A 25,532-nucleotide genomic window follows, 5' to 3' on the forward strand; every position below is an offset into this window, starting at 1 on the left:
TGAACTTTGTCAATAATTAAATTTTAAAATATGAAAATTGTATTGACAGGTTCTTTAGGGCATATCGGAAAACCACTTGCAGAAGGGTTGGTAGCAAAAGGACATTCCGTAACGGTTATCAGCAGTAATGTCGGCAGACAAAATGAGATCGAAGCTATTGGGGCAGTTCCTGCTGTTGGCTCGCTTGAAGACGTAGGTTTTCTTGTGAAAACTTTTACAGGTGCAAACATCGTTTATCTGATGGAACCGCCCGCAAATTATTTCAATAAAACTATCGATGTTTACGCACACAGGATAAGGATAGCTAATATTTACGTACAGGCTATTCTATTGGCAGGTGTAACCAAAGTGGTGCATTTGAGCAGTATCGGTGCACATACAGATCACGGAAACGGAATGCTCCGAATTCATTATGAGGTAGAGCAGATTTTAAAAGAATTACCGGAATCGGTTTCCCTGAAAGAAATGCGACCTGTTGGCTTTTACTATAACATGTTTGCATTTATACCTGCTATCAAATCACAGGGGGCAATTATCCAAAATTATGGTGGCGATAAAAAAGAACCTTGGGTTTCGCCTTTAGATATTGCCAGTGCCATTGTAGAAGAGATGGAAAAACCATTTAACGGCAGGACAATTCGTTATATTGCCAGCGATGAAGTTTCTCCAAACAAAGTGGCTCAAGTGCTGGGCGAGGCAATTGGAAAACCCGATCTGAAATGGCAGATGGTTTCTGATGAACAATTTTTAAATGCTCTGTTGGCTATTGGTTTCAATCCACAGGTTGCCAAAGGTTATACAGAAATGAACGCCAGCCGAAGAACGGATGCCTACGAAGATTACAATTTGTACAAACCGCAATCATTGGGTAAAGTAAAATTGACCGATTTTGCAGGCGAATTTGCAACCGTCTTCAATAAAAAATAAATATCTTTATACTGTGCAAAATAAGCCTACATATCGAATAAAAACCATTAGCGAATACCATAAGGTCAGGGAGTTGCCCAAGCCACAGCACCCTCTTATCAGTGTGATTAATTGTGCCGACATTCGACATATAGGCAACGTATGTGATTATAGATGGATGCTCGATTTTTATTCCATATCGCTCAAACGGTCTTCGTATTCTAAGGCAATATATGGGCAACAGGAATATGACTTTGATGAGGGGATTATGTATTTTTCTGCACCGAAGCAGTTATTTAGTTTTGAAATAGATAAAGAGGCAACGCCCGATTTTTCAGGGTGGATATTGCTTGTTCACCCTGACTTTTTATGGCATACGAGCCTCGCTGATAAGATCTTAAAATACGAGTTCTTTGGTTATGATGTACACGAGGCATTATTCCTATCGGAAAAGGAAGAATTACTATTGAAGAATATTATTCTGGGTATTCAGCAGGAGTATCACACGAATATGGATAAGTTCAGCCAGCATATTATTATTTCACAAATAGAAACGTTGCTCAATTATGCCGAACGGTTTTATGAGCGGCAGTTTCTGACAAGAAAAATCACTAATCATCAAATCCTGGACAGACTGGATAAATTATTAAACGATTACTTTAACGACAACGATCTGGCTTCAAGAGGACTTCCTACAGTTCAATATGTATCGGATAAATTAAACGTGTCGCCAAACTATTTAAGTGGCTTACTTAAAATATTGACAGGACAGACCACGCAGCAACACATTCACGATAAACTGATTTTAAAAGCTAAAGAAAAACTTTCAACAACAGATTTGACGGTTAGTGAAATTGCATATGGATTAGGTTTTGAGCATTCTCAATCTTTTAATAGAATATTCAAAAGTAAGACTAACCAATCTCCTTTAGAATTTAGAAAATCATTCAATTGAAATTTGAGAATGGTATAAACAAACTCTTTATAGAAACGAGAGGTTTTTATTGTTTATTCAATATTTGAAGCATCCTGCAAACTTCAATATCCATTCGTGAAAAGGCAAACCATTTTTTGCCCAGGTCTTTGAGTGATGCCCCGATATGGTAAAGTTCCGTATCGTCAATAATCAAAAATCGGTCGTGAGCATCGGAGAAAATCTCAATCTCAATAATGGGAGGATATTGGATGTTGTACCGTTGTAAATCCAGCCGTAATTGATTGCTGATAGATTTGGTATGTATGGTGGAGGCTACATTTGTATTGCGCTTACTCAATAAGGTCAGCACCGTATCATCCACATAATTATCAAGCAGGATAATGGAATTTCCAGCACTACGGATAATATCAGAAACAAAAGCATCGGCATCAAAAACCTGTCCGTTGTAAAAGATACCTTTTTCGCTGTGGAGCTTGTCGTTTTCCAAAGCCTTAAAGATTTTCTCAAATTTTTGATCGGCTTGTAATTGCTTCAATTCAATCTTATCCAAACGATGAAATAAAGAGGCGTTACTGATTAGCATTCTTCTCATTTCTACGAAAGCTTCCATAATTTCAACGCTCACTTTAATAGCAATATGTGAACGAAGTATAGCAGATGCCATTGCAATACCTTGTTCGGTAAAAGCATAAGGTAGATAACGTCTTCCACCATAGTTTAAACTTGAGGTTCCAATTTGGAACCTCAAGTTTTCAAATTCTTCATCTGTCAATTGAAAGCAAAATGAAATAGGAAACCTTTCATATTTCTTTTTACCGCTTTGTTGAGGTTCTTTGTTTCCACTTGGTGTAAGGAAGCGAGGTCGCTATCTAGCATTACTTGCTTTCCACGTAAGGAATAAATCAGGCTCTTGATTTCCATTGTGCTAATGGTAGGTTTGTTTTCCATTACTTTTTGTAACTTTTGTTTTTTTCAAATTCAAAAGAGGTTTTGTATTCTTCATCCAATATGATAAAGGCATCGAACTTCTTTCCTGCCTTGCTTTTCATTCCTTTAATAAGTGAAGTTTTACCTTTATTGATAAGACTTTCAATATCGGCTATCCTAATTTGTACGCCACACACATTACGGAACTGTATCCAATTACAAACTTCATCAGGGCACTTTACAATTTTATCCCGGATGATGAGTTGCTGGCTTTTACATTTCGGGCAATTCAGTTTAGGCAGGTTGTTTTGAGCAATGGAAGTTTGCAATAGTTCATCGGTAATAGATATTGCATATTTTTCCATTTCTGTTTGAAATGCTCCGACATCAGCTTCATTGTTTTCTATTTTCTGCAAGGCAAGTTCCCATTCAGCGGTCATTGCCACATCTGCAATTTTGCGGTCTTTTACTAGTTCATATACCTGCAATCCTTTTTCAGTGGGTATCAGGGATTTCTTTTCTCGTTGGATATAGTTGCGGGTAAACAGCGTTTCGATTATCGCTGCCCTTGTAGCAGGCGTGCCAATACCGATATTTTGCAGGGCTTTCCGTTCGTCCTCGTTTTCAATTTCCTTTCCTGCATTTTCCATTGCCGACAATAGCCCGGCTTCTGTATAAAGCACAGGCGGTTTGGTTTTCTTTTCTAAACAAATGGCTTCCTTAATGTTCAGTTCGTCACCTTTTTTTAAATCGGGTAAGTCCTGAATTGGTTCAGTGTCTTCGTCCGAGAAAGTTCCCTTTATCAAACGCCAACCTGCTTCCAAAACTTTACAGCCTTTCAACGTAAAATCGTAATGCGATACTTGCAACGCTATATCTGTTACTTCTTTGATACAAGGTTGTGATATGGCTTCGAGCAGTCGAAAGGCAATCATATTATAAACTTTCGTTTCGTCCGTTTTGAGAGCAGACGGAATTTTGTCGGTAATAAGTAAACCGTGGTGGTCTGTCACACGTAAATCGTTTACGATACGCTTATTAAACCGACCCCATTTTACTTTTGATACCGCTTGTTTAAATTGCTCATTATTCTGCAATGCTCTTACAAGGTTGGGAATTTCAGCCCACATATCTTCAGGGATATATTTACTTCCGGTGCGTGGGTAAGTGATAAACTTCTTTTCGTAAAGGCTTTGGGCAATATTCAGGGTTTCTTCGGCAGAAAGGTTGAGCTTTTTATTAGCTTCCTTTTGCAGTCCTGTAAGGTCAAACAACAAAGGCGGTTGCTCTGTAACGCTTTTGGTTTCTACCGATGTAATTGTTGCCGTATCGCTTCGCTGAATGGCTTTCAATGTATCATCGGCAAGTTTTTGGTTTTCCCATTTGGTTTTGGAAAGGCTTTTGAAATCAACATTTTCTTTGTTGTGTGATAGCTGAATTTGCCTATACTTCTTAATAGAGAAATTTTTGTTTTCCAAATAGCGTTTACAAATAAGAGCCAATGTAGGCGTTTGCACCCTACCTAACGAATAAATACCATTGCCTGCCGAAATACTCAATGCTTGTGTAGCATTGATGCCCACCAACCAATCGGCCCGGCTTCTGCCTTGCGCAGCCTGATACAATCCGTCAAATTCTTTGCCGTCTTTCAAGCTATCAAAGCCTTGCTTGATTGCCTTTTCGGTAAGTGAACTAATCCAAAGTCGCTCAAAGGGTTTACAGCATTTTAGATGCTCGTAAATATACCTAAAAATCAACTCGCCCTCACGTCCTGCATCGGTAGCAACGATAATGCTGTCGCTTTTGTTGAACAATTCTTTGATGATTTTCAGTTGCTTTAATGCTCCCGTATCGGCTTGGTAGCCCTTGTCTTTTTTGACCTTTCTAACGGTCAATATGAACGGGTTCGGGAGGATAGGCAATGAAGTCTTATCAAACCCCGAAATCCCGTAATCTTCGGGCATTCCTAAGCCAATTAAATGACCGAATGCCCACGTAATAAAATAGCCATTACCCGTTAAGTAGCCGTCTTTTTTATCAGATGCTCCCAACAGGCTGGCTATTTCTCTTGCTACGCTTGGTTTTTCTGCGATAACTGTTTTCATAATTAACTCACTTTTTTACCTTTTGATTTTGCTGGAGCTTTCGGTTTTTCCTGTTGCTCCTGTTGCTTTTCATTCTTCGGTTTTTGCTGTTCTTTTTGCAAAGGTTCTTTCACATTTTTGGTTGCTTCGTTGGTTTTTCCTTCAGAATTAACCGCAGTTTGTGTTTTGTGAGCTTCGGTAGGTTTTACACGTTCCTTATATTGATTTGGGAACTCAAAATTGGTTTTTCCATCTTGTTTATTGAAAGTGATGTAACCCTGGTAGGGCTGGTCCTTTTTGTCTTTCAACTCAATATATACGGTTTGTCCGTCTTTGAATTTGTTGTACTGCTCATCAGTCAGTTCCTTACCTCTGAAAGTTCTCGGAGCTTCGTGCGATTGCTTTTGTTGACTGGTTTGCTTATTACTTTGTTGCTTATTTTGGGATTGCTGGTTATTGTTGTTTCTGTCAAACAAAAACTCAACAAATCTTTTGTCAGCATTATACTGAACATTTGCATCAAAGGTGGTTCCCTTTGTAGAAATCATTCCCTCGATAAACAGAGGTTTCCCCTCCATTAAGGTTTGCTTTTGCACATCGTTCAGTTTTATCCCCTTTAATTCATCAGGGATTTTGATAAATTCTGTTTTTAAAGCAATCAGCTCATTGGTAAGCCTGTCCACACTGATAATGGACGGCATCATTTCTTCTGTTTTGGGATTTTTCAAATCTACCACACGCCCCATATTACCCGTATCGAGCAAGTTCTTTTTGTCTTCTTCGTTAAACTTGTGTCCAAAGAACTCAAAGTTTAGGTTGGGTTCACGTCTGATACCATGTACTGCCGCCACGATACTTCCATCTGGTGTAGGCTGTAACGATAAACGGGCATCTGTGCGTACTACTGCACCGCCAAGATTAATACTAATAGGTACAAGCTCATTAGTCTTGTAACCTTTCAATAATGGTTCAAGGAGGTTCTTTTTTTCAAGGTATTCCTTGCTTAATCCGAGATTGTTCATTGTTTCCCAATCAATCTGTTCCGGCTTGAAACGGTATTCGTTTGTTTCTGGTGTTGTGTGTGTTGTTGCCATATCATTTTTATTTTCTTGTTTTTGTTCTTTTTCGGGTTCATTTTTCACCTCGTGTTTTTCCATTTCTTTTTTACCCTCCGGTGTAGGGTTATCTACCTGCTTTTGAAATTTTTTTGCCTTTTCTACAGCTTCTCCTGCCGGCACTTTAAAGAATGTGAAATTGGTAGGATCTTTTAGCTGTCTCCAAAAATTGGATAGGAAATTGGAAACGAAATCGCCGTGTTTGTCCACACGCATAAAATCAGATTGGTTCTTTTTGGTAGGGTCAACGGTTTCCATTTTGCCGTTTTCGTCAATGCTCTTTACGGCTTGGATTTTCATTTTTTCCTTATCCAATATTAACAGTATGTCCGACAGTTGTTCTGGTACGTTCTGAACAGATTGCTCGGAAGTTTCCTGTTTCTTTGTTTCTTCGCTCATAATCTGAAAATTTTAAAGTTTTTATGCCGAAAGTAAAGGAAGTGCTTCCTGCTTAGCCTAAAGTGGCAGTCAATGGAAATGTTTGGCTTTCATTGGCGTTCTGTTCTATTTATTAAAGCTCTCTCTGATAAACTGATGTACATCTGATAATTTATAATACAATTTCCCGCTAATCGTGTAATATGGGAGCTTCCCAATAGAGCGATAACGTTGCAGAGAACGATTACTGACTTTCAGCATTTGCAAAATATCCTGATTGTCGAGTAGTTCCTCTCCATCAATGGTATTTCGTTTCTTTTTTAAATCGTTAATATTGTCGCCCAACATATCAAATCTGTCCATGATGCGTTCCATCCACGATATAAATTCCATTCTATCAATATTCATAGCACATGTTTTTAAGGATTTATTTTTTTGTCTGTTTTCAGCTTTCTGCCTTTTGCCATAAGTCATCATAGCTTGTATCATTCAGCCTTTGTAGATAATCAGCAATAGTATTTATCCAGTTATTAAGCTGTATCCCTGCTGCTGCTTCAATAGTTATAATTTTCATCGCATTGCTCTTTAATGTTTACAATGCAAAATTGAGAAAGGTGGCAGTGTTTGTCTGCCAAGCCTTGCCAATTGGTTTAGCGGTTTTTTGAAAATTTTACAATTTGACGGAAAGCCTTATTAAATAAGGCTTTCGTTAGATTTTCCGATTTGAGCCATGGTAAAACAAGCCCTTATGCCAGTTGGCATATATGGGCAGATGCAAACACAAAAAAGCAATACGGGATGCGTATCGCTTTCAAACTCTTTATTGATTGGAGTGTTTATAAGTCTTTATCCATATATTCTTCCAATGCCTGTTTCAACTGATCTAAAAACAAGGTTCGAGAACCTGCACGGGTTTTCATCCGGTGGAATGCGTGATGCACATCGGTCAGTGGTATTCGAAACAACACTTGTGAAATAGCAGTGAGCTTCCGGATGCCTAACTTACCGTCCGAAATAGCACCAGATGCGTATAGGGCATACGTTAGCTCAATCAAAGCATTCTTGCTGTCCGTCCAAGATAGCTCTTTAATTTCGCTGGTGCTGCTGAAAAATGTATCAGAGTTTTCTTCGGGACTGATTTTGGTTAAGAGGTAGGCATATAACAGGTCGTTGGAGAGAATACGAGCTAATTTGTAATCGTAATAGGTTGAGAAAAGCGGGTCGATTTCAAACACATAACTATTAAGCCCTTCGAGGTAATTTATCTGCCCCCGTTTAAAATATTCTTGATCTTTATCTATTCTGCCTGAACGGTAGTATCGGTAAAAGTGGGAATTGCAGATATGTTCCCTGAACTCAATCTTCAGCTCTGTTAAATGTTTCGAGAAATAGTTGCGGTAGATTTTTCCATTATTGACCGGGCACGAGGTTTCTATCCGGTACAGTTTATTATAGTAAATTAGCTTTCCGAGGATTTGGGGCTTAGTCATTTTAAAGAATTCAATCTCTTTTGCCTCGTTCTCAAATCCCGAACTTAACACATATTCTTTTGCCGAAACCAATAGCTCCTGAAGAAAGACCGTCATTTGAAAAGCTTCTTCAATTAGTCCCGAGCACGTGACTGAGAGTTTCCGTTCTTGCTCCTGAATTTCGCTAACAATATTGTTTATTGACTTTCTCATAAAGGAAGATTTTACTATCAATATCGGTATCACACAAATTTTACCAATAAATAGTAATTTAATAACCAATGTGTCCCTACAATGGGAAAGATTTTAATCGTTTTTCATCGGCGGTTTATCACTTAACCACCCATAAACGATAAATACTAAATTATTAATCATAAATTTGTATTTGTGTATTTATGTAAATTAAAAACTGACTTTGTGATATATGGGGACATTGTTTATAAAAAATATGGTCTGCAACCGCTGTATTCTCGTTGTTCAGAACGAACTCGATAAGCTCGGTTTAGAGGCTAGTAATATAAAATTGGGAGAAGTTTCTCTCGTGAAAGATCTGACTACAAAAGAACGAGAAGCAATAGAAAGTGCGTTAGATCCCTTAGGTTTTCAGGTCATTGATGACAAGAAAAGTCGCATGATTGAGAAGATAAAAAACGTTATCATTGAATTGGTACATCATCAGGACAATGACGTAAAAACAAATCTTTCCGATGTTTTAAGTGATGCATTACATAATGATTATAATTATCTTTCTAATTTGTTTTCTGATATTGAGGGTACAACTATTGAAAAATATTTTATAGCTCAAAAAGTAGAAAAAGTAAAAGAACTTTTAGTTTATGATGAGTTATCATTAAGTGAAATTGCCGATCGCATGAACTATTCAAGTGTGGCTTATCTAAGTAATCAGTTCAAGAAGGTAACAGGTCTTACACCTAGCCATTTTAAACAAATTCGAGAAGACAAACGTAAGCCTTTAGATGAGGTTTAAGTAAATCTTACAAATCAAACCCATAATTTCACAATAAATATCTATCAATTTATTGTCAATTTTGTATTGTAAAATAAAGCAATCGAAATATGGCAACAAATAAAGAAATAATTTACATACCTCTAGAGGATGTAGAAAGCGAACATTGTGCATTAATCGTAGAAAAAGGACTTGCACAAGTAAAGGGAGTTGAAAGTCACAAAGTAGAAATAAATAATCACAGAGCGGCTATTACGGTTAAGGATGAAGAAGTAGTCGCTGATGCTGTAAATGCCATAAGAGATTTAGGTTATGGTGTACCAACAGTAAAAGCTAGTTTTCCGGTTTTGGGGATGACTTGTGCTTCATGTGCAGGTAGTGCAGAAAGTGTGGTGCGTTATGTGCCAGGCGTGGTTAATTCATCTGTAAACTTTGCTACTGGTAATCTATCTGTTGAATATTTTCCAAATATGACAGATGCCAATGCTATTCGAAAAGCTGTTCAAGCTGGAGGCTATGACTTGTTGATTGAAGATGAGTCTAAACAACAGGAAACTTTAGAAGCCATCCACGAAAAGAAATTCAAACAGTTAAAAAATAAAACCACCTGGGCGATCATTCTATCATTACCTGTAGTTGTTATAGGAATGTTCTTTATGGATATGCCTTATGCCAATGAAATTATGTTGGTATTTTCTACTCCGGTAGTGTTATGGATTGGTCGTGATTTCTTTATCAATGCCTGGAAGCAAACCAAAAATAAATCTGCCAATATGGATACTTTAGTAGCGTTGAGCACCGGTATCGCCTATCTGTTCAGTGTTTTCAATATGGTGTTTATGGATTTCTGGATGGCAAGAGGCATTCACCCCCACGTGTATTTTGAAGCCGCAGCGGTTATTATAGCCTTCATTCTTTTAGGTAAATTATTGGAAGAAAAAGCAAAAGGAAATACTTCGACTGCTATCAAAAAATTGATGGGATTACAGCCTAAAACCGTTATCGTCATTCAAAAAGATGGGACAGAAAAACAAACGGCTATTGAAGATGTAAATGCTGGCGATATTATTTTAGTAAAGCCAGGTGAGAAAATCGCAGTGGACGGAATGGTGATATCTGGTAATTCTTATGTGGATGAAAGTATGTTGAGTGGCGAACCCGTTCCTGTATTGAAAAAAGAGAAAGAAAAAGTATTTGCCGGAACCATCAATCAAAAAGGAAGCTTCCAATTTGAAGCCGTGAAAGTGGGTAAAGAAACTATGTTGGCACAAATCATCAGAATGGTGCAAGATGCACAAGGTAGTAAAGCACCAGTGCAAAAACTGGTTGATAAAATTGCAGGTATTTTTGTTCCCGTGGTTATTGGTATCGCTATTTTTACCTTTATTCTATGGTTAATTTTAGGCGGTGACAATGGTGTGGTACAAGGTCTGTTAGCAGCTGTTACAGTATTGGTTATTGCTTGTCCTTGTGCTTTAGGTTTAGCTACACCAACAGCTATTATGGTGGGAGTAGGTAAAGGGGCTGAGAGTGGTATTTTAATTAAAGATGCTGAAAGTTTGGAATTGGCTAAAAAAGTGCAAGCTATCATTTTAGATAAAACAGGAACCATTACCGAAGGTAAGCCAGAAGTAACCGGTATTACGTGGTTGAACAATGATGATACGACTAAAAATATTTTGTTGAGTATCGAAAAACAATCAGAACATCCATTGGCAGAAGCGGTGGTGAAAAACTTAGAAGGTATATCAACCGTAAGTTTGAGTGGATTTGACAGTATTACAGGTAAAGGTGCAAAAGCCGACTACAATAACGAAACTTACTATGTTGGAAACAAAAAGTTATTGTTTGAAAATAACATTAGTATTCCTGCTCAGTTACAATCTCAAGCTGATGAATGGGGTAAAGAATCAAAAACGGTAATTTGGTTTGCCAATAGTAAAGAAGCACTTTCTGTAGTGGCTATCTCTGATAAAATCAAAGAAACTTCAGTAGCTGCAATCAAAGAATTGCAAGATATGGGTATTGATCTGTATATGCTTACTGGCGACAATGAAGCCACAGCAAAAGCTATTGCCGAGCAAACTGGAATTGGTCATTACAAAGCTGAAGTATTACCACATCAGAAAGCAGAATTTGTAAAAGAACTACAGGCCCAAGGCAAAGTAGTTGCAATGGTTGGTGACGGTATCAACGATAGTACCGCTTTGGCAACAGCCGATGTAAGTATCGCAATGGGTAAAGGTTCGGATATTGCGATGGACGTAGCAAAAATGACCATCATCTCTTCCGATTTGACTAAGATTCCACAAGCGATCAGATTGTCTAAACAAACAGTAGCTACCATCAAACAAAACTTGTTCTGGGCCTTTATTTACAACCTTATAGGCATTCCAATTGCAGCAGGTATATTGTATCCAATTAATGGTTTCTTATTGAATCCGATGATTGCAGGAGCTGCGATGGCTTTAAGTAGTGTAAGTGTGGTTAGTAACAGTTTGCGTTTGAAGTGGAAGAAGTAAATCTTACAAATCAAACAAAAAATATCGAAATAGTTTAACACGTTTTGCTGCTGATATTTGCAGCAGCAAAACAATAATTATAAAATTATGGGACAAGAGCATAATCACTCGCATAGCGCAAACAAAAAGACACTAACCATTAGTTTGGTGATTATTACAGCTTATATGGCTGTAGAAGTTGTGGGAGGATTTTTGACAAATAGTCTTGCTTTATTAGCGGATGCTGGACACATGTTAAGTGATGCCATTTCACTATTCATTGCATTAATGGCTTTTAAATTCAGTAGCAAAATAGCCGATTATGCTAAAACCTATGGATATAAACGCTTTGAAATATTGGCAGCCGTTATCAACGGTGCAACACTAATATTGATTTCTGGATATATTATCTATGAGGCTGTTGAACGTTTTCAGAGTCCGCCAGAAATCCAGTCTAGCGGAATGTTGATTGTAGCATTTATAGGATTACTGGTTAATATCTTAGTGGCCTGGATAATGATGCGTGGAGCGGATGTAAAAGAAAACCTCAATATGCGTGGTGCCTATCTGCATGTCATCAGTGATATGCTAGGATCTGTAGGGGCAATTATCGCAGCCTTACTTATTATGTTTTTCGGATGGGGTTGGGCAGATCCTTTAGCAAGTATTATCGTCTCTGTCTTGGTTTTAAGAAGTGGATATCTGGTTACCAAATCATCTGTTCATGTATTGATGGAAGGGACACCCGATAATATCGAAATTGAGAAGGTAACAGAAGAAATCTTAAAAACCGAGGGTGTCCAAGCTATTCACGATTTGCATATTTGGACAATTACAAGTGGGTTAAATGCGCTTACTTGTCACGCTGTGGTAGATGAACAAATGACAATAGGTCAAAGTGAGACACTTCTTCGGAAAATAGAACATGAATTGGAACATTTAGGTATTAATCACGTAACTATTCAATTAGAGACACCCCAACATCAACATGATAATTCAATATTATGTAATGTAAAAGCTGTTCCTTCAGCACATGACCATCAGCATTAAACTTAAGAATCATTCAATAGTACTTAAATAAGCTTTAATCTTTAAAAAATAAATAAAATGAAAATGAACAAATTAATGATATCGGCTTTAGCCTCTTTAGCCATTTTCTTTACTGCTTGTGGAGGTGATACAAAAGCAGGAAAAGATGGACACGCACACGCAGAAGGCGATGGACATAACCATGCTACAGAACAACAAGTTGAGAAGTCTGTCGATAAAATTGCGGGCAAAGACAGAAATGAAAAAGGTGAATTGATCGATGCACACGGACACTTGATTACCGGTTGTCCCGGACATAAAGAAATGGTAGGCTCTGAAGGTGATATGTGTCCTAAATGCGAGTATATGACGATGATTCCTATTACCTGGGATATTACTGGGGTAGATACGGTAAGGGTAACCTCTTTACCTGATTATAATCCGCCTGCGGACAAGTTGAAAAAATAATAAGGTCGAGTAGCTTTATTGCGTTTGCTAAAGCGGTGGTTTCTGAAAAGGAACTACCGCTTTTTATTTGCCCAAAATCCGTAAAAATTACAATTGTTAATAGTCAAATTGCACTTTTGCTACCTTGCAGACAACTAGATTTGTGTATGGTCAAAATAAATGGAGGAATTTTTCATATGACGAATATTGATAGAAGAAATGCTAGCCTTGTATACCAAGCTATTGGAAATATAAGGACAGTTCTGATGAAAAAGAACATACAAGACGTTAAAATATCTGATATTACCTCAGTTGCCAACATTTCTAAAAGTAAGTTTTTTAGTTTCTTTGGTGGGATTAATACGGTATTGGAATTAGTAATAGCAGAGGAACTTGATAAGATTTATGAACTGATTGGATTAAGTATAAAAAATAAGAATGATAGGAAAAATCTGGTGTCTGAGATAAGTTTGTTGAGAACAATATATATTAGAAAAAATATCATACTCAAAAATTACTATCAAATTTCAGAACAATTACCCAGCCGATATGACAAATTGAAAGAGGCTATTTTTATTAAGGAACAGTATTTGCAGTTGAATATATTAAAGGAATGTTGATGTAGAACCTATAAAAATACCGTTGAAGTTTATTAAAGTTAACTTAAAAAGAACTAAAATGACTTTATTTTGTTTTAAATTTAGTATTCACAAAAATATATAGATATGATACAGACAAAATTCCAATCGTGTATAGAAGCCTGCCTTGACTGTGTGGCGATCTGTAACCAGTGTGCTATTGCTTGCTTAAATGAGAAAGAAGTAGCTCATCTAAAAAAATGTATTCAACTCAATTTAGAATGTGTTGCAATTTGTCAGGCAGCAGCCAATATTCTAAGTCTTGACGGTAAATTTAGTAAAGACATTTGCAAACTTTGTATGGAAATTTGCAACGCTTGTGCTGAAGAATGTGAAAAACATGTTGCTATGGGAATGGAGCATTGTAGAGAATGTGCCGAAGCTTGTAGAAAATGTGCTCAAGCTTGTGAAGAAATGATGGCAGCATAATCTAATAAGTATTTTTCTAAAAAAAAGAGGGTATTACATCCTCTTTTTTTTATGTCTTGTACAATCAGTAAATATCATAAAACTAATAAAGAAAAGTATAATGGAAAGCTTGGTTGCAATACCGAAATTTGCAGTATAGAAGTTATAATTAAAGTAAAAACAAAATGTTGAACATTATTAATAGAATTATTTTTGGATTAACTCACTACCACAGTGAGAAATCTGATTGTTGTTGTCACTGTTGAGGACTATATTCAAACCCGATAATACACTTTACTTTTTCTGGGTTTGGCAAATACCAATCCAACTCAAATTGATAAACAATTTTTTAATTCTTACAAATATTAATAATGAAACAAAATATTCAAGAGAGTGCCCTTGAGACAGGTTTGTCCAATCACTCTAAAACTAAAATAAAAAAATCCCCATCCATTGTTATTGCATTAGCATTTATCGTCTTAGTATTTGATGGCTATGATTTAGTAGTATACGGAACAATAGTAAAATCTATTCTAGCTTATGAAGCATGGGGGTTAACTACCGCTGAAACAGGCTCTATAAATAGTCTGGCTCTTGTGGGAATGGCAATAGGGTCACTTACTGTTGGCTACCTTACAGATTTAATTGGACGTAGAAAAGTTTTAATTGGAGCAGTCACATTTTTTTCTCTCTTTATGATTGCGACGGCGTTGGCTCCTACACCGTTTCTGTTCGGGCTTTTTCGCTTTATTTCTGGTTTAGGTCTCGGTGGTGTAATCCCTACAGCAGTAGCTACAACAGTAGAGTTTTCAAGAGCAGGGCGTAAAAATTTCAATAACGCTTTAATGTTTTCCGGTTATTCTATGGGAGGTATTTTCGCCGCATTGTTGGCTATCGGTTTAGTAGAAACAATTGGTTTCCGTGGAATGTTAGGGATCGGTGCATTGCCATTAATTACCGTTGTACCACTATTACTCTATTATCTCCCTGAAAGTCCGGTATATTTAAGATCAAAAGGTCGCATTAGAGAAGCAGATACAATTATAGCAGAATATGGCTTAACACCCATAGAACCAACTTCGCCAATTAAAAAAGAAGTTCGGCAAGTCGAAAAAAAACGCAATCCTTTATTGGCAATCTTTACAGGTCGCTGGGCATTGATTACAATTGTGTTTTTGCTCGCAGCTATTTCTGGTCAGATTTTAATCTATGGACTTAATACGTGGTTGCCTACGTTATTAACTATTGCAGGTTATTCGGCTACTTCAGCATTAACGTTCTTGTTGGTCACGAATGCTGGAGCAGTAGCAGGTTCGCTAATTGCTTCCCCATTGGCAGACAAGTTCGGAGCAAAAAGAGTTGTTTCAGCGGCATTTGCGATGGCAGGCATTGCATTATTCCTAATGGCTCTTGGCTTTAGTACAGGCGACGGTAATGGATGGTCTATGAGCCTTACTTACTTGCTTGTAGCCGTAGTTGGTTTCGGCTCCATAGGTGCACAAATTTTGTTGAATGGCTTTATCGCTACCTATTATCCCGATGCCACTCGTGGTACAGCTTTAGGTACTATCCTTGCAGTAGGTCGTATAGGTGCAGCAGTTGCAATCATTCTTGGCGGTATTCTTATCGCATCAGAACTGTCCAACTTTGCTAATTTCGCAGTATGGGCAATTCCTGCAATTCTTGGTACTATTATCGTATTGAGCGTTCCAAATAGTCAAAAGTAACCTTATAAAATTAGAGGAACAGACACCCGTTGTAATAATTACAATGGGGGTTTTGCATTGCATCAACAATACAATTTTACAATTCAGTAAATATCATAAATCTAAAAAGGAATTGCATAATATTTAGGATAACAAATGTACTGAAATTTGCAGTATAAGATAACAATTTAAAAATACATAGAAAATGAAAAAGTTAGTTTTAGGCTTGTCAGTAATCATATTTACTGCTTGTAACAATAATAAGAAAACAGAACAAAGTGTACAAGAAAACAATCAGCCTGTATTAGAACAAACAACTGTCCCGACGGAACAAGCAAACGAAGTTGAGTTGACCATCAGTGGCGGTGATGATATGAAATTTGATAAAACCGAACTTAAAGTAAAAGAAGGACAAACTGTAAAGTTGATTCTTAAGCATACCGGAAAAGCACCAATTGAAGCAATGGGACATAATGTTGTTATTCTTGCACAAGGTACAGACTTCAATGCTTTCGCTAATGCAGCAATCAATGCTAAAGATAATGACTATATTCCAAAAGAAATGGAAAAAGCCGTTATTACCAAAACAGATATGATTGGTGGCGGACAAACTACCGAAATTACTTTTAATGCTCCTGCAAAAGGTTCTTATGATTTTTTATGTTCTTTCCCAGGCCACTACATCTATATGAAGGGTAAGTTCATTGTAGAATAAAATCATAATTTTAAAATCAGTAAAAGTCACAAATCTTACAAGGAATACCATAATAATAAGTATCAAATTAAGACGGAAATTTGTTAAACATTAAAAATAAGATAAAATGAAAAATTTGGAATTAAGCATACCAGACATGCAAAGTGCTCACTGCCAATCAAGAGTAAATGGAGCAATCAAAGATATTAATGGCGTTACTATTGAAAAATTAGAAGCAGGGAAACTTGCTGTTTCAATAGAGAATGATAGTGTGAAACAAGAGTTGGTCCAGGCTATTGAGAAAGCTGGCTACAAAGTAGATGGCGGAGATAGCGAAAAAACGTCAAGCTGCTCTTGCTGCGTGTAAGTTCAATATTGCTCGGGGATTTGCTGAATATATCCCTGGGCTTTTCTCCATTTACTCTTAGGGTACCAAAACAGTGTTTCCCAATCTCTAACATAAAAAGTTATGTTACATCAATTAAAATTAGGTGACTGTTCGGATGTAATAACGAAAGTACACCGGGTAGCAGATCAGATTATTCAGACCCAATTGGATACAGGTTCATCTGCTCCGTTTGCGATTCAGATAACAAGCGAACTCAATACGGATTATCAAGAACTGAACAATCTGTTTCTTTTAAAATGTGATGTCAGCCTTGAAATTATATTTACAAAGCGAATAATTGAAAAGGTAAAAGAATTGCTGGTATATACCGAGCAAACTATCACGCAAATTGCAAAATCGTTAGGTTATAAAAAAGCTTCGGAGCTTACCGAGCAATTAAAGACCTATACAGGATTAACGTCTGCCCATTTCAAACAGATAAGAAAAAACAAGCTGGCAATTATCAGAAGACAGCAAGAAAAGTAAAACGAAATTTAATTATCAAATATCATGTTTTGATGAACCTCTCTTTGTGAACAACAAGTAGAGGTTTCCTTTTAAAGATAACAAAGCAGATAGAAATTATTTAAAATGAAGAAATTTACATGGCGAACCCATAAAACTGTGAAGGAAACACAGGATACTCTGACCATATACTTTGAAACCGATCAACAACAATTTTCCTACTTGCCTGGTCAGTATCTAAACATCAGATGCAACATAGATGGAGAGATGGTAATTCGCTCGTATTCATTTAGTTCCAAACCCTCAGATCCTAATCCAGCTATTACTGTAAAAAGAGTAACTGGAGGAAAAATGAGTAACTATATTTTTGAAAATGCAGACCAAATAGAAATATGGGAAATTGAAGCACCGTTTGGGAATTTTGTTTTGGAAGATACAATAGCTGGACAATCCAAAATAGTTCTTTTGGCCGGTGGTAGCGGTATCGCACCTTTATTCTCTATGCTCAATAGTATTGATAGTAGTCGTCAAATTCCCTTACTGATATACAGTAATAAAACGCCAAGTGAAACTATTTTTTATAATGAACTGGAAACTTTAGAGATAAATGAAAGTCTCGAAATATGCTATTCCTTTACTTCCCCCGAATTTATCTCTACTAAAATCAATCATATTGCAGGACGATTCTCTCTATTGGTACTTCGTTCCATAATCAAACGACTTGTTCCTGAAATAAACGATGCCCATTACTACATTTGTGGACCTACCGGCTTAATGGATTTATATAAAAATGCCTTAACAGGATTGAATATTCCAGAAGAAAATATTCATTTGGAATATTTCGACCCAGTTCCAGTTGATGTGGGAGATTTGGAAACTGACGGTGTTGTAAAAGATGTGATTGTAAATTACTATGAGGACTACTACGAGAATGATGAAAAGCAGACCTATGAATGCACATCACTCATTGAGGTGCAGCCGAAGCAATCTCTTTTGGATGCAATGAAAGAGCATCATATCAAAGTAGCGAGTTCCTGCAAAAACGGAACCTGTGGGGCTTGTTGGGCAGTAAAAACAGATGGCGAAGTACGGATGCTCCATAATGGGGCTCTGACAGAACAGGATATTGCCGAGGGAATAATTTTATTGTGCCAAAGCTATCCGACAAATGCGGATGTATGTGTAACTGTATCGTGAATAAGAAAAACGATATTGATTAAATAATATGCTGTTAAGCCTTTAATTTGATATTAAAATACTGACGACATATCGAAATAGCTAGAGATGTGCAACTTACTCTTTTGTAACTACTTTAATTCCGTTCATAAGCAATTCTAATGTTCGCTCAATGGCAGATTGACCAGACATCTGAACATATGCAACTGCGCCACCTACCATTGATATTAATATCAGTAAATCTTTTTCACAACAAAAGTCGTCTCGTAATAAGTTGCTATTTTTTGCGAGTTGAATTGGTTTTTCGAAAATCTCAAACAATCTGGAAGAAGTCAAGGTTTGTTCCTGTCCGTTGATATAAGGTAAAAAGTTATGATATTCCACCCGTTGTATCAATACCTTTTTTAACAACAGATAGAATCCATTTTTGTTTTCTTGCAATGCTTTAGCGTATAAATCAAGTTGATCTAGATTGTAATGAAATACTGCCGACACAAGAGCTTCCCGATCCGGAAAATGACGATAAAAAGTCATTCTGGAAACATCAGATTCTTTGGCAATTTCAGTCAATGGAATATCTATTCCTTTCTCCATGAATAGATTCAAAGCAGTTTTTACAATTTTTACTTTATTTTGAACAGAATCGGATCTAGCTTTCAAATTCATATAATGATTTTAATTGGTGCAAAATTAATAATTTTTTAAATGTTACACTATGTAACATTTATTTGTTATTTGTTTATCTTTGATAAGAAACAATAACTTCAATATCCTATGAATGCAATTAATCCTGATAAAGTATTTTCACCCGCAAAATTAGGACCCATTACTCTTCCGAATCGGGTTATAAAAGCGGCAACCAGTGAAGGCAGAAGCCCTGACGGAAAAGTTACACAATCATTAATAGACTTTCATGAGGGCTTTATAAAAGGAGGGGTTGGTATGACAACTATTGCCTACTGCGCTATTTCCGCAGAAGGTTTTGCAGCACCGGGAGAAATTTTGATGGTTCGTGAAAATATTTCAGGCCTCAAACAATTTACACAGGCGATGCATAAGGCTGGCGGAAAAGCCTCCGCACAGTTAGGGCATGCCGGTCCCGTAGCCACCAAACAAATCACAGGTGTACAACCAATTGTTCCGTCAAGGTTTAGAAGTCCTTCTAGTTTTCAGGTTTGTCGTGAAATCGGCCGAGAGGAAATGAAAACCATTATCAGGCAATTTGCGGATGCCGCAGAAGTTGCTGCCGATGCCAATTTTGATGCGATCGAACTTCATTTTGGGCATTTGTATCTGGTATCTTCTTTTTTCAGTCCTTGGATCAACAAAAGAAAAGATGAATATGGCGGTTCTATTGAAAATCGTACACGTTTTGCAAAAGAAATCCTTCTTGCCGTAAAAGAAAGGGTGAAAGACCGTTTGGCAATTATTGTTAAAATGTCTATGGATGATGGTATTAAAAACTCAATCTGGTTAGATGAGTCCACACAAACAGCAAGAATTCTGGACGAAACAGGCGCTGTTGATGCGTTTGAGTTAACGATGGGATCTTCGGTAAAAAATCAAATGTATCTGTTCAGAGGTGAAACTGATTTAGAGGGCATGTCAAAAACACAGAAAGGAATTTTCAGATTGGGGGTAAAATGGTTTGGAAAATTAGTGTTAGGTGAATACCCGTACGAACATCTTTATATGCTTAAATCGGCTCGGCAATTCCAGACAGTAGTGAAAAAAGCTCAACTGATTTTGTTGGGAGGAATTAATGATTATGTGCATTTGCAAACGGCTATGCAGGAAGGTTTTGACTTTGTTGCGATGGGAAGGGCATTACTTCGCGAGCCCGATATCATCAATAAATTAAAAGATAATCCGTTGGGAAGAGGAAGATGTATTCAATGCAATAAATGTATGTCTACTGTTTTTCAGACAACCAACTGTGTTTTTATACCCGAATACGCTACTTCGTCTAAACTACCTGTATAAATTATAATTAAAAAAGACTGAATATGAGCAAGAAAGAAATAATCCCGGGGCCAACAGCCACAGATATTACCGTAGATTTGGTAGTTGTAGGTTCGGGAACCGGTATGGCAGCTGCACTAGCAGCCCATGAATTAGGATTAAAAGTATTAGTTATCGAAAAAACAGCTTTGGTTGGTGGCTCTACTGCACGCTCCGGTGGTGCATTTTGGATACCGGCAAATCCTGTTTTGAAACAAGATGGTTCCGATGATACATTGAAAGATGGAGAAACATATTTAACGAATTTAGTTGGAGATAATGCTCCTAAATCCCGTTGGGAAAACTTCTTGCAAAATGGTTCAGCAGCAGTAGAAATGTTGGAGAGAACCACGCCTATGAAATTCTTTTGGGCAAAAGGATATTCAGATTATTTTCCAGAAGTTGTAGGTGGTAAAGTCTTAGGAAGAACCTGCGAATGTCGTCCTTTCAATATGAACTTATTAGGAAAAGACACAGCAAGGTTTCGCCCCGGTCAACTTGAGGCACCTGTACCAGTTCCAGTGACAGGTTACGATTACAAATGGCTCAACTTAATGACAAAAACACCATTTAAGTCTATACCGATTATGCTGAAAAGAGGAATTCAGGGAATTGGCGGATTGTTGATTGGAAAACGATTAGTTGGTGGTGGTCAGGCACTGGCTTCAGGGATGTTTGCTGGTTTGCTTCGGTCAGGTGTACCGGTTTGGACCAATACTTCAATTACAGAATTATTGTTTGATGGTGATAAAGTAACTGGAATAAAAGCGGTTCAAAACGGAAAATTGGTTCAGATAAATGCGAAGAAAGGTGTGGTTTTGGCAGGAGGCGGATTTGATCATAATATGCTAATGCGCCACCAATACCAATCTCCCTCTTTAAAAAATGTAAGTTTAGGTAGCGAAGGCAATACAGGTGATACCATTCTGTTAGGAGAAAAGATTGGAGCAGAAATTACCAATATGACTTCAACATGGTGGTTTCCTGCTATAGCTCCATTAACAGAAGAAGGCGAACCACAAGTATTATTGGCAGAGCGTTCGCTTCCGGGATCATTTTTGGTAAACTATACGGGAAAAAGGTTTATAAACGAAGCGGTGGATTATATGAGTTTTGGACAAATCGTTTTAGAACAGGAAAAGTATGGAACGCCTATAAAAGATATGTGGTTGATTTTTGATCAGAACTACAGAAATAGTTATCTGCTTGCCGGCACACTTTTTCCGGGAATGAAAATTCCACAAGAGTGGTTTGATGCAAAAATTGCTTTTACGGCTGAAAATGCATCTGAACTGGCTCAAAAAGTGGGATTACCTGTCGAAGCGTTTACGGAAACATTTGGCAGGTTCAACACCATTGCAGCTACAGGAAAAGATACCGATTTTGGAAAAGGCAACAGCGCTTACGACCGTTATTATGGAGATCCAACACAAATGCCTAATAATTGTCTTCGACCGCTTTCTGGAAAATTATATGCGGTAAAAATCGTTTTATCAGACTTGGGAACATGCGGTGGAATGATGACAAACGAACATGGACAAGTATTGAAAACCAATCAGGCCGCTTTCCAGGGCTTGTACGCTTTGGGAAATAATGCCTCAAATATTTTTGGAAATAAATATCCCGGAGCTGGCGGAACCATCGGGCAGGGATTGGTATTTGGTTATATTATAGCACATCACGCAGCAAAAAAATAATAAGATATATGAGACTAAATAATAAGGTAGCAATAATAACTGGGGCAGCTTCCGGAATGGGGGAAGCTATGGCTTATTCTTTTGCCAAAGAAGGAGCAAAAGTAGTAGCGACCGATATTCAAAAAGATAAATTAGAAACTATTGTACAAAAAATCAAATCAGATGGTGGTGATGCCATTGCTCTAGTACATAACGTATCAAAACGGGAAGACTGGTTTGAAAAAGTACTTCCAGAAACAATCAGCGTTTTTGGAAAACTGGATATTTTAATCAATAATGCTGGGATTTCAGTGGCAGTTCCTTTTGAAGATCAAACCGAAGACACCTGGAAAAAAGCATATGACATCAACATAAACAGCGTGATGCTGGGAATGCAGGCCGCACTACCACACCTGAAAGAAAGAGGTGGGAGTATCGTGAATATTTCTTCGATTGCCGCTTTAACTGGAATGTCAGGCCCCGGAGTTTATACGGCTTCCAAAGGAGGGGTTTCAGCCATTACCAGAGCGGCTGCAGTAGATTTCGGACCTTTTGGAATTAGGGTAAATGCCATTAATCCGGGCTATATCTTAACACCTTTGAGCGAGGCATTTTTGAATAGTCCAGACTATCAAGCCTATTTTCTAGGAATTATTCCTATGAAAAAATTGGGAATGGCTGAAGATATTTCGAATGCCGCATTATTCTTGGCATCAGATGAAGCAAAATACATTACAGGGGTAAATTTACCCGTAGATGGTGGAACAACAGTCAAATAATAAACCCCATTTATGTATTTTCACAAGCCAAGTTACTACAAATTAACCTGGCTTTCTTATATCCTCATTAATCAAAAAGTTATGCTAATGTATTGTTTTTGAAACGTGAACATAATTTCCTCTAATAACTTTCTCTTAAGTACTTAAATTTAATTGAAAATACAATTTCTACTCATTTTTAAGGGATAATTTCCTAAGCATCGCAGCACTCATTCCATCTGTATAAGCACCGTAAGCAGTGACCAAAATTCCCTTTAAGCCATCTTTTGAGGCTATTCCATAAACAGTAGATTCATCACTGGGGTTGCTATCTCCCTCATATCGGTAGACTTGCTCAATTTCAAAGTCATCAATAGTATATTTATTGTTGCCACAAATTAAGCAGTTGTCTTCAAGATTAAAATCTACATCGTAACCTTCCTTGCGAAGATTTTCAATCGCTACCAACACTGTGGCATATTTGTACATTACATTTGTCATATCATAATATTATTAAGTTACTATTATCCTATCGCTGTACTTTTAGAAATCCTCCTGCAACAAATCTTTTAATTTTCGGTGTTGTACGGACAAGTCAGCATACATTATTTTTAATCGGCTATTTTCTTCGTTTAAATTTACCAATTCTAAAAGGATATCGGATCTTAAATCCTTATATTTTGATTTCAATTCAAAAATATTTGTACCATATATACCATATTTCTCAAAAAGTTCCAGACCGGTTTTACCTGCGTTATAATCTTTCAATATATCTAAAACTGGATGTTCGTTTATTTCTTTACTATTCATTTTAATGGATATTGTCTATTACAAAATTCGTTATGATTAATGGTACTGGATATATACTTTTCCTTGATTAGTTTATGATATTTAATGTTGTTGAATATACTTTCTTAAAATATCACAAAAGAAAACCGAAATATCATAAAGTCTTATTTTTAGTAAATGCTGAATTTTGTTTTTTAAATATAATATAGAGCTTATGACACTGTTAATAAAAGGAATGGTGTGCAATAGATGTATGTATGTTCTTGAAAAAGAGTTAACTATTTTGGGTTTTGAAGTAGTGGATGTAAAACTAGGAGAAGCGATAATAAAAGATACAGTAGCTTTTTCGCAAAAACTGGGAGCAATCGAAGCGATGCTGAAAAGTAATGGCTTTGAATTAATGTATAATAAAAACCAAAAAGCAATAAACAATATTAAAGAGTTGGTTGATAATGGTATTAATATGCAATTGGAAAGTGGAATACCTACAAAATTTACAGCTCTTATAAGTAATAAGTTAAACAAGAATTACGATACACTGAGTGCATTGTTTTCTTCAGAAGAAGGAATAACACTTGAAAAGTACATTATTCACTGTAAGATTGAAAAAGTAAAAGAACTTTTGATGAATACAGAAATGTCTTTGACCGAGATTGCTAATGTATTAGGTTATAGTAGTCAGGCATACCTTTCCAATCAATTGAAAAAGCATACAGGCTTTACATCAAGCTATTTTAAACAGCTAAAGGATAGGGATAATCAAACTTTGATTCTTTAAATCAAAAGACTGAATTATTCACGTCCTGTTATTTAAGTTAAATGTAACTGTGAAGAGCTACTGATCATTCAGTAGCTCTTCGTTTTATGTCAATTATTACACCTTATGAAAAGTAAATTTCACAACTTTTAGCGGTCATTTCGTATAGCTGTTTGTATGTTGTAAACCGACCTTTGTCCCTGAAATCTAAAGTTAAAATAAACGTAACAAAATAAATGTAATGATGAAAACAGGTAAAATAGGTTTACTATTCCTTTTCCTAATAGGGATAGGTTTGATACAGAGTTGTAAACAAAAAGAAGAAAAACAATTAAAAGATGAGCCTCCGGTTGTAACAGTAGGTACGATCCAAAGTTCAGAAACAGAAGAATCTGTTGTTTATTCAGGTTCCATCGTTCCAGATAATATGACCACCGTGAGCTTCGCTGTTACCGGAACAATCAATAATGTGAGTGTCAATGAAGGTCAAAAAGTTAGTAAAGGACAGTTTTTAGCAAGTATAGATGCTACAGAATATGAAGCGGCCTTGCAAATAGCCAATGCTACATTAGAACAGAGCGAGGATGCATTCAGAAGGTTTGATGAATTGTATAAAAAAGGAAGTTTTCCTGAAAAAGATTACATCGATATCAAAACTAAAGTTGCACAGGCACAGGCAAATAAAAAAATTAATAAAAAGCGTATTGCCGACAGCCGTTTAATGTCGCCTACTAATGGAATAATTACAGTTAAATCAGCTGAAATCGGAGGTATGGCAGCACCAGGAGTGCCGGCTTTTACAATTGTTAAAACAGATCTTGTATACGCTCAGTTTTCAGTACCGGAAAGCGAAATAGGAAACTTCAAACAAGGTATGCAGGTAGAAGTAAACATACCTACACTGCAACGCAATTTCACAGGTAAAATCACAATTATCAATCCTGTCGCTGATGAAATTTCCAAAGCATATACTTTAAAAGTACGTCTTGACAATTCTGGAGGTATTTTAATGCCTGGGATGATTAGCGAAGTATCTGCAGGTATTCCGGCTAAAGTTAAACAAGTGCGTGTACCACTTACAGCTATCATAAACAATGTTGATAAAATCCCTCATGTGTATGTGATAGACAAGAATAACAATGCAAAACTGACAAGAGTTACTGTGGGTAAAATTGCAGGCGATGAGGTTATAATAACCAACGGACTTGATGAAAATCAAACTATTATTCTTGCCGGACAAAACAATGTGAAAGAAGGACAAAAAGTAAAAACTGAAACAGCCTCAGCGAAAGCGCCAACCGCAAAAACAGAATAAT

At 36.8% G+C, this 25,532-nt stretch carries 26 protein-coding genes and 1 pseudogene; 18 read left to right on the forward strand and 9 right to left on the reverse strand.

Going from position 1 to position 25,532, the window contains the following annotated elements:
- Positions 1-30: 30 nt before the first annotated feature.
- Together CRJ00_RS12805 and CRJ00_RS12810 are read left to right on the forward strand one after the other, a co-directional pair.
- Positions 31-927: an NmrA family NAD(P)-binding protein gene (locus tag CRJ00_RS12805; protein WP_038330895.1), complete on the forward strand. Its 897-nt coding sequence runs from the start codon at positions 31-33 to the stop codon at positions 925-927.
- Between the two features lie 13 nt (positions 928-940).
- On the forward strand, positions 941-1,861 hold the full coding sequence (locus CRJ00_RS12810) for a helix-turn-helix domain-containing protein (RefSeq protein ID WP_038331139.1): 921 nt from the start codon (positions 941-943) through the stop codon (positions 1,859-1,861).
- A gap of 46 nt (positions 1,862-1,907) precedes the next feature.
- On the opposite strand, the pseudogene CRJ00_RS12815 reads toward CRJ00_RS12810, so the two are convergent.
- From CRJ00_RS12815 to CRJ00_RS12840, 6 genes and pseudogenes are all read right to left on the reverse strand, one after another.
- Positions 1,908-2,791, reverse strand: a pseudogene (locus tag CRJ00_RS12815) (ORF6N domain-containing protein).
- Positions 2,791-4,875 carry a type IA DNA topoisomerase gene (locus CRJ00_RS12820; RefSeq protein WP_038330896.1) on the reverse strand — a complete coding sequence of 695 codons (2,085 nt, stop codon included), beginning with the start codon at positions 4,873-4,875 and terminating at the stop codon, positions 2,791-2,793. Before CRJ00_RS12820 ends, CRJ00_RS12815 begins: the two are co-directional and overlap by 1 nt.
- A 2-nt stretch (positions 4,876-4,877) precedes the next feature.
- The gene (locus CRJ00_RS12825; protein WP_038330898.1) at positions 4,878-6,368 is read right to left on the reverse strand and encodes a DUF3945 domain-containing protein; all 1,491 of its coding nucleotides are present in this window, start codon (positions 6,366-6,368) and stop codon (positions 4,878-4,880) included.
- A gap of 105 nt (positions 6,369-6,473) precedes the next feature.
- Positions 6,474-6,755: a helix-turn-helix domain-containing protein gene (locus CRJ00_RS12830; RefSeq protein WP_038331140.1), complete on the reverse strand. Its 282-nt coding sequence runs from the start codon at positions 6,753-6,755 to the stop codon at positions 6,474-6,476.
- A 37-nt stretch (positions 6,756-6,792) separates the two neighbouring features.
- Positions 6,793-6,921, reverse strand: coding sequence for a hypothetical protein (locus CRJ00_RS12835; RefSeq protein WP_257213780.1), 129 nt, complete (start codon positions 6,919-6,921; stop codon positions 6,793-6,795).
- Positions 6,922-7,183: 262 nt separating this feature from the next.
- A complete protein-coding gene (locus CRJ00_RS12840; RefSeq protein WP_038330900.1) occupies positions 7,184-8,029 on the reverse strand; it encodes an RteC domain-containing protein in 846 nt (281 codons plus the stop codon).
- Positions 8,030-8,240: 211 nt separating this feature from the next.
- Between CRJ00_RS12840 and CRJ00_RS12845 the strand changes: the two genes are divergently transcribed.
- The 11 genes from CRJ00_RS12845 (at position 8,241) to CRJ00_RS12895 (ending at position 18,256) form a co-directional block, all read left to right on the forward strand.
- Complete coding sequence (locus tag CRJ00_RS12845) at positions 8,241-8,804, forward strand: helix-turn-helix domain-containing protein (protein WP_038330902.1); 564 nt, start codon at positions 8,241-8,243, stop codon at positions 8,802-8,804.
- Positions 8,805-8,893: 89 nt separating this feature from the next.
- Entirely contained in the window at positions 8,894-11,305 is a 2,412-nt protein-coding gene (locus tag CRJ00_RS12850) for a heavy metal translocating P-type ATPase (protein ID WP_038330904.1), read from the forward strand.
- An 87-nt stretch (positions 11,306-11,392) separates the two neighbouring features.
- Entirely contained in the window at positions 11,393-12,334 is a 942-nt protein-coding gene (locus tag CRJ00_RS12855; RefSeq protein ID WP_038330906.1) for a cation diffusion facilitator family transporter, read from the forward strand.
- Positions 12,335-12,391: 57 nt separating this feature from the next.
- Entirely contained in the window at positions 12,392-12,781 is a 390-nt protein-coding gene (locus CRJ00_RS12860) for a hypothetical protein (protein WP_038330908.1), read from the forward strand.
- 35 nt (positions 12,782-12,816) lie between these two features.
- The gene (locus CRJ00_RS12865) at positions 12,817-13,380 is read left to right on the forward strand and encodes a hypothetical protein (protein WP_152606065.1); all 564 of its coding nucleotides are present in this window, start codon (positions 12,817-12,819) and stop codon (positions 13,378-13,380) included.
- A gap of 105 nt (positions 13,381-13,485) precedes the next feature.
- Positions 13,486-13,827, forward strand: a complete 342-nt coding sequence (locus CRJ00_RS12870) for a four-helix bundle copper-binding protein (RefSeq protein ID WP_038330913.1) — start codon at positions 13,486-13,488, stop codon at positions 13,825-13,827.
- Positions 13,828-14,177: 350 nt separating this feature from the next.
- Positions 14,178-15,533: an MFS transporter gene (locus CRJ00_RS12875; protein ID WP_083206665.1), complete on the forward strand. Its 1,356-nt coding sequence runs from the start codon at positions 14,178-14,180 to the stop codon at positions 15,531-15,533.
- A 184-nt stretch (positions 15,534-15,717) separates the two neighbouring features.
- A complete protein-coding gene (locus CRJ00_RS12880) occupies positions 15,718-16,227 on the forward strand; it encodes a plastocyanin/azurin family copper-binding protein (protein WP_038330915.1) in 510 nt (169 codons plus the stop codon).
- Positions 16,228-16,333: 106 nt separating this feature from the next.
- The gene (locus CRJ00_RS12885) at positions 16,334-16,573 is read left to right on the forward strand and encodes a heavy-metal-associated domain-containing protein (RefSeq protein WP_038330917.1); all 240 of its coding nucleotides are present in this window, start codon (positions 16,334-16,336) and stop codon (positions 16,571-16,573) included.
- 102 nt (positions 16,574-16,675) lie between these two features.
- Complete coding sequence (locus CRJ00_RS12890; protein WP_052217452.1) at positions 16,676-17,080, forward strand: helix-turn-helix domain-containing protein; 405 nt, start codon at positions 16,676-16,678, stop codon at positions 17,078-17,080.
- A 105-nt stretch (positions 17,081-17,185) separates the two neighbouring features.
- On the forward strand, positions 17,186-18,256 hold the full coding sequence (locus CRJ00_RS12895) for an iron-sulfur cluster-binding domain-containing protein (RefSeq protein WP_038330919.1): 1,071 nt from the start codon (positions 17,186-17,188) through the stop codon (positions 18,254-18,256).
- Positions 18,257-18,352: 96 nt separating this feature from the next.
- Here CRJ00_RS12895 and CRJ00_RS12900 read toward each other — a convergent pair whose 3' ends face one another.
- Positions 18,353-18,901, reverse strand: coding sequence for a TetR/AcrR family transcriptional regulator (locus tag CRJ00_RS12900; protein ID WP_052217454.1), 549 nt, complete (start codon positions 18,899-18,901; stop codon positions 18,353-18,355).
- 108 nt (positions 18,902-19,009) lie between these two features.
- Here CRJ00_RS12900 and CRJ00_RS12905 point away from each other — a divergent pair, with 108 nt between their 5' ends.
- Genes CRJ00_RS12905 through CRJ00_RS12915 form a run of 3 tightly spaced genes read left to right on the forward strand, consistent with a single transcriptional unit; the run spans position 19,010 to position 22,691 of the window.
- Positions 19,010-20,218, forward strand: a complete 1,209-nt coding sequence (locus tag CRJ00_RS12905) for an NADH:flavin oxidoreductase (protein WP_038330921.1) — start codon at positions 19,010-19,012, stop codon at positions 20,216-20,218.
- Positions 20,219-20,241: 23 nt separating this feature from the next.
- Complete coding sequence (locus CRJ00_RS12910) at positions 20,242-21,933, forward strand: 3-ketosteroid-delta-1-dehydrogenase (RefSeq protein WP_038330924.1); 1,692 nt, start codon at positions 20,242-20,244, stop codon at positions 21,931-21,933.
- A gap of 8 nt (positions 21,934-21,941) precedes the next feature.
- On the forward strand, positions 21,942-22,691 hold the full coding sequence (locus tag CRJ00_RS12915; protein WP_038330926.1) for an SDR family NAD(P)-dependent oxidoreductase: 750 nt from the start codon (positions 21,942-21,944) through the stop codon (positions 22,689-22,691).
- Positions 22,692-22,859: 168 nt separating this feature from the next.
- Here the strand turns inward: CRJ00_RS12915 and CRJ00_RS12920 are convergent, their stop codons facing one another.
- Positions 22,860-23,171 carry a hypothetical protein gene (locus CRJ00_RS12920; RefSeq protein ID WP_052217456.1) on the reverse strand — a complete coding sequence of 104 codons (312 nt, stop codon included), beginning with the start codon at positions 23,169-23,171 and terminating at the stop codon, positions 22,860-22,862.
- 42 nt (positions 23,172-23,213) lie between these two features.
- On the reverse strand, positions 23,214-23,480 hold the full coding sequence (locus CRJ00_RS12925; protein ID WP_038330929.1) for a hypothetical protein: 267 nt from the start codon (positions 23,478-23,480) through the stop codon (positions 23,214-23,216).
- Positions 23,481-23,673: 193 nt separating this feature from the next.
- Between CRJ00_RS12925 and CRJ00_RS12930 the strand changes: the two genes are divergently transcribed.
- Positions 23,674-24,237, forward strand: coding sequence for a helix-turn-helix domain-containing protein (locus CRJ00_RS12930; protein WP_038330931.1), 564 nt, complete (start codon positions 23,674-23,676; stop codon positions 24,235-24,237).
- 220 nt (positions 24,238-24,457) lie between these two features.
- On the forward strand, positions 24,458-25,531 hold the full coding sequence (locus tag CRJ00_RS12935; RefSeq protein ID WP_083206664.1) for an efflux RND transporter periplasmic adaptor subunit: 1,074 nt from the start codon (positions 24,458-24,460) through the stop codon (positions 25,529-25,531).
- Position 25,532 lies beyond the last annotated feature (1 nt).

The sequence above is a fragment of the Sphingobacterium sp. 1.A.4 genome, assembly GCF_002734245.1.
GTDB classification, from domain to species: domain Bacteria; phylum Bacteroidota; class Bacteroidia; order Sphingobacteriales; family Sphingobacteriaceae; genus Sphingobacterium; species Sphingobacterium tenebrionis.

What these genes read in the sequence shown, in the direction of transcription:
- CRJ00_RS12805 (WP_038330895.1), top strand. Translation starts at nt 31, where the DNA reads ATGAAAATTGTATTGACAGGTTCTTTAGGGCATATCGGAAAACCACTT.
- CRJ00_RS12820 (WP_038330896.1), bottom strand. Translation starts at nt 4,875, where the DNA reads ATGAAAACAGTTATCGCAGAAAAACCAAGCGTAGCAAGAGAAATAGCC.
- CRJ00_RS12825 (WP_038330898.1), bottom strand. Translation starts at nt 6,368, where the DNA reads ATGAGCGAAGAAACAAAGAAACAGGAAACTTCCGAGCAATCTGTTCAG.
- CRJ00_RS12830 (WP_038331140.1), bottom strand. Translation starts at nt 6,755, where the DNA reads ATGAATATTGATAGAATGGAATTTATATCGTGGATGGAACGCATCATG.
- CRJ00_RS12835 (WP_257213780.1), bottom strand. Translation starts at nt 6,921, where the DNA reads ATGAAAATTATAACTATTGAAGCAGCAGCAGGGATACAGCTTAATAAC.
- CRJ00_RS12840 (WP_038330900.1), bottom strand. Translation starts at nt 8,029, where the DNA reads ATGAGAAAGTCAATAAACAATATTGTTAGCGAAATTCAGGAGCAAGAA.
- CRJ00_RS12845 (WP_038330902.1), top strand. Translation starts at nt 8,241, where the DNA reads ATGGGGACATTGTTTATAAAAAATATGGTCTGCAACCGCTGTATTCTC.
- CRJ00_RS12850 (WP_038330904.1), top strand. Translation starts at nt 8,894, where the DNA reads ATGGCAACAAATAAAGAAATAATTTACATACCTCTAGAGGATGTAGAA.
- CRJ00_RS12855 (WP_038330906.1), top strand. Translation starts at nt 11,393, where the DNA reads ATGGGACAAGAGCATAATCACTCGCATAGCGCAAACAAAAAGACACTA.
- CRJ00_RS12860 (WP_038330908.1), top strand. Translation starts at nt 12,392, where the DNA reads ATGAAAATGAACAAATTAATGATATCGGCTTTAGCCTCTTTAGCCATT.
- CRJ00_RS12870 (WP_038330913.1), top strand. Translation starts at nt 13,486, where the DNA reads ATGATACAGACAAAATTCCAATCGTGTATAGAAGCCTGCCTTGACTGT.
- CRJ00_RS12875 (WP_083206665.1), top strand. Translation starts at nt 14,178, where the DNA reads ATGAAACAAAATATTCAAGAGAGTGCCCTTGAGACAGGTTTGTCCAAT.
- CRJ00_RS12880 (WP_038330915.1), top strand. Translation starts at nt 15,718, where the DNA reads ATGAAAAAGTTAGTTTTAGGCTTGTCAGTAATCATATTTACTGCTTGT.
- CRJ00_RS12885 (WP_038330917.1), top strand. Translation starts at nt 16,334, where the DNA reads ATGAAAAATTTGGAATTAAGCATACCAGACATGCAAAGTGCTCACTGC.
- CRJ00_RS12890 (WP_052217452.1), top strand. Translation starts at nt 16,676, where the DNA reads ATGTTACATCAATTAAAATTAGGTGACTGTTCGGATGTAATAACGAAA.
- CRJ00_RS12895 (WP_038330919.1), top strand. Translation starts at nt 17,186, where the DNA reads ATGAAGAAATTTACATGGCGAACCCATAAAACTGTGAAGGAAACACAG.
- CRJ00_RS12900 (WP_052217454.1), bottom strand. Translation starts at nt 18,901, where the DNA reads ATGAATTTGAAAGCTAGATCCGATTCTGTTCAAAATAAAGTAAAAATT.
- CRJ00_RS12905 (WP_038330921.1), top strand. Translation starts at nt 19,010, where the DNA reads ATGAATGCAATTAATCCTGATAAAGTATTTTCACCCGCAAAATTAGGA.
- CRJ00_RS12910 (WP_038330924.1), top strand. Translation starts at nt 20,242, where the DNA reads ATGAGCAAGAAAGAAATAATCCCGGGGCCAACAGCCACAGATATTACC.
- CRJ00_RS12915 (WP_038330926.1), top strand. Translation starts at nt 21,942, where the DNA reads ATGAGACTAAATAATAAGGTAGCAATAATAACTGGGGCAGCTTCCGGA.
- CRJ00_RS12920 (WP_052217456.1), bottom strand. Translation starts at nt 23,171, where the DNA reads ATGACAAATGTAATGTACAAATATGCCACAGTGTTGGTAGCGATTGAA.
- CRJ00_RS12925 (WP_038330929.1), bottom strand. Translation starts at nt 23,480, where the DNA reads ATGAATAGTAAAGAAATAAACGAACATCCAGTTTTAGATATATTGAAA.
- CRJ00_RS12930 (WP_038330931.1), top strand. Translation starts at nt 23,674, where the DNA reads ATGACACTGTTAATAAAAGGAATGGTGTGCAATAGATGTATGTATGTT.
- CRJ00_RS12935 (WP_083206664.1), top strand. Translation starts at nt 24,458, where the DNA reads ATGATGAAAACAGGTAAAATAGGTTTACTATTCCTTTTCCTAATAGGG.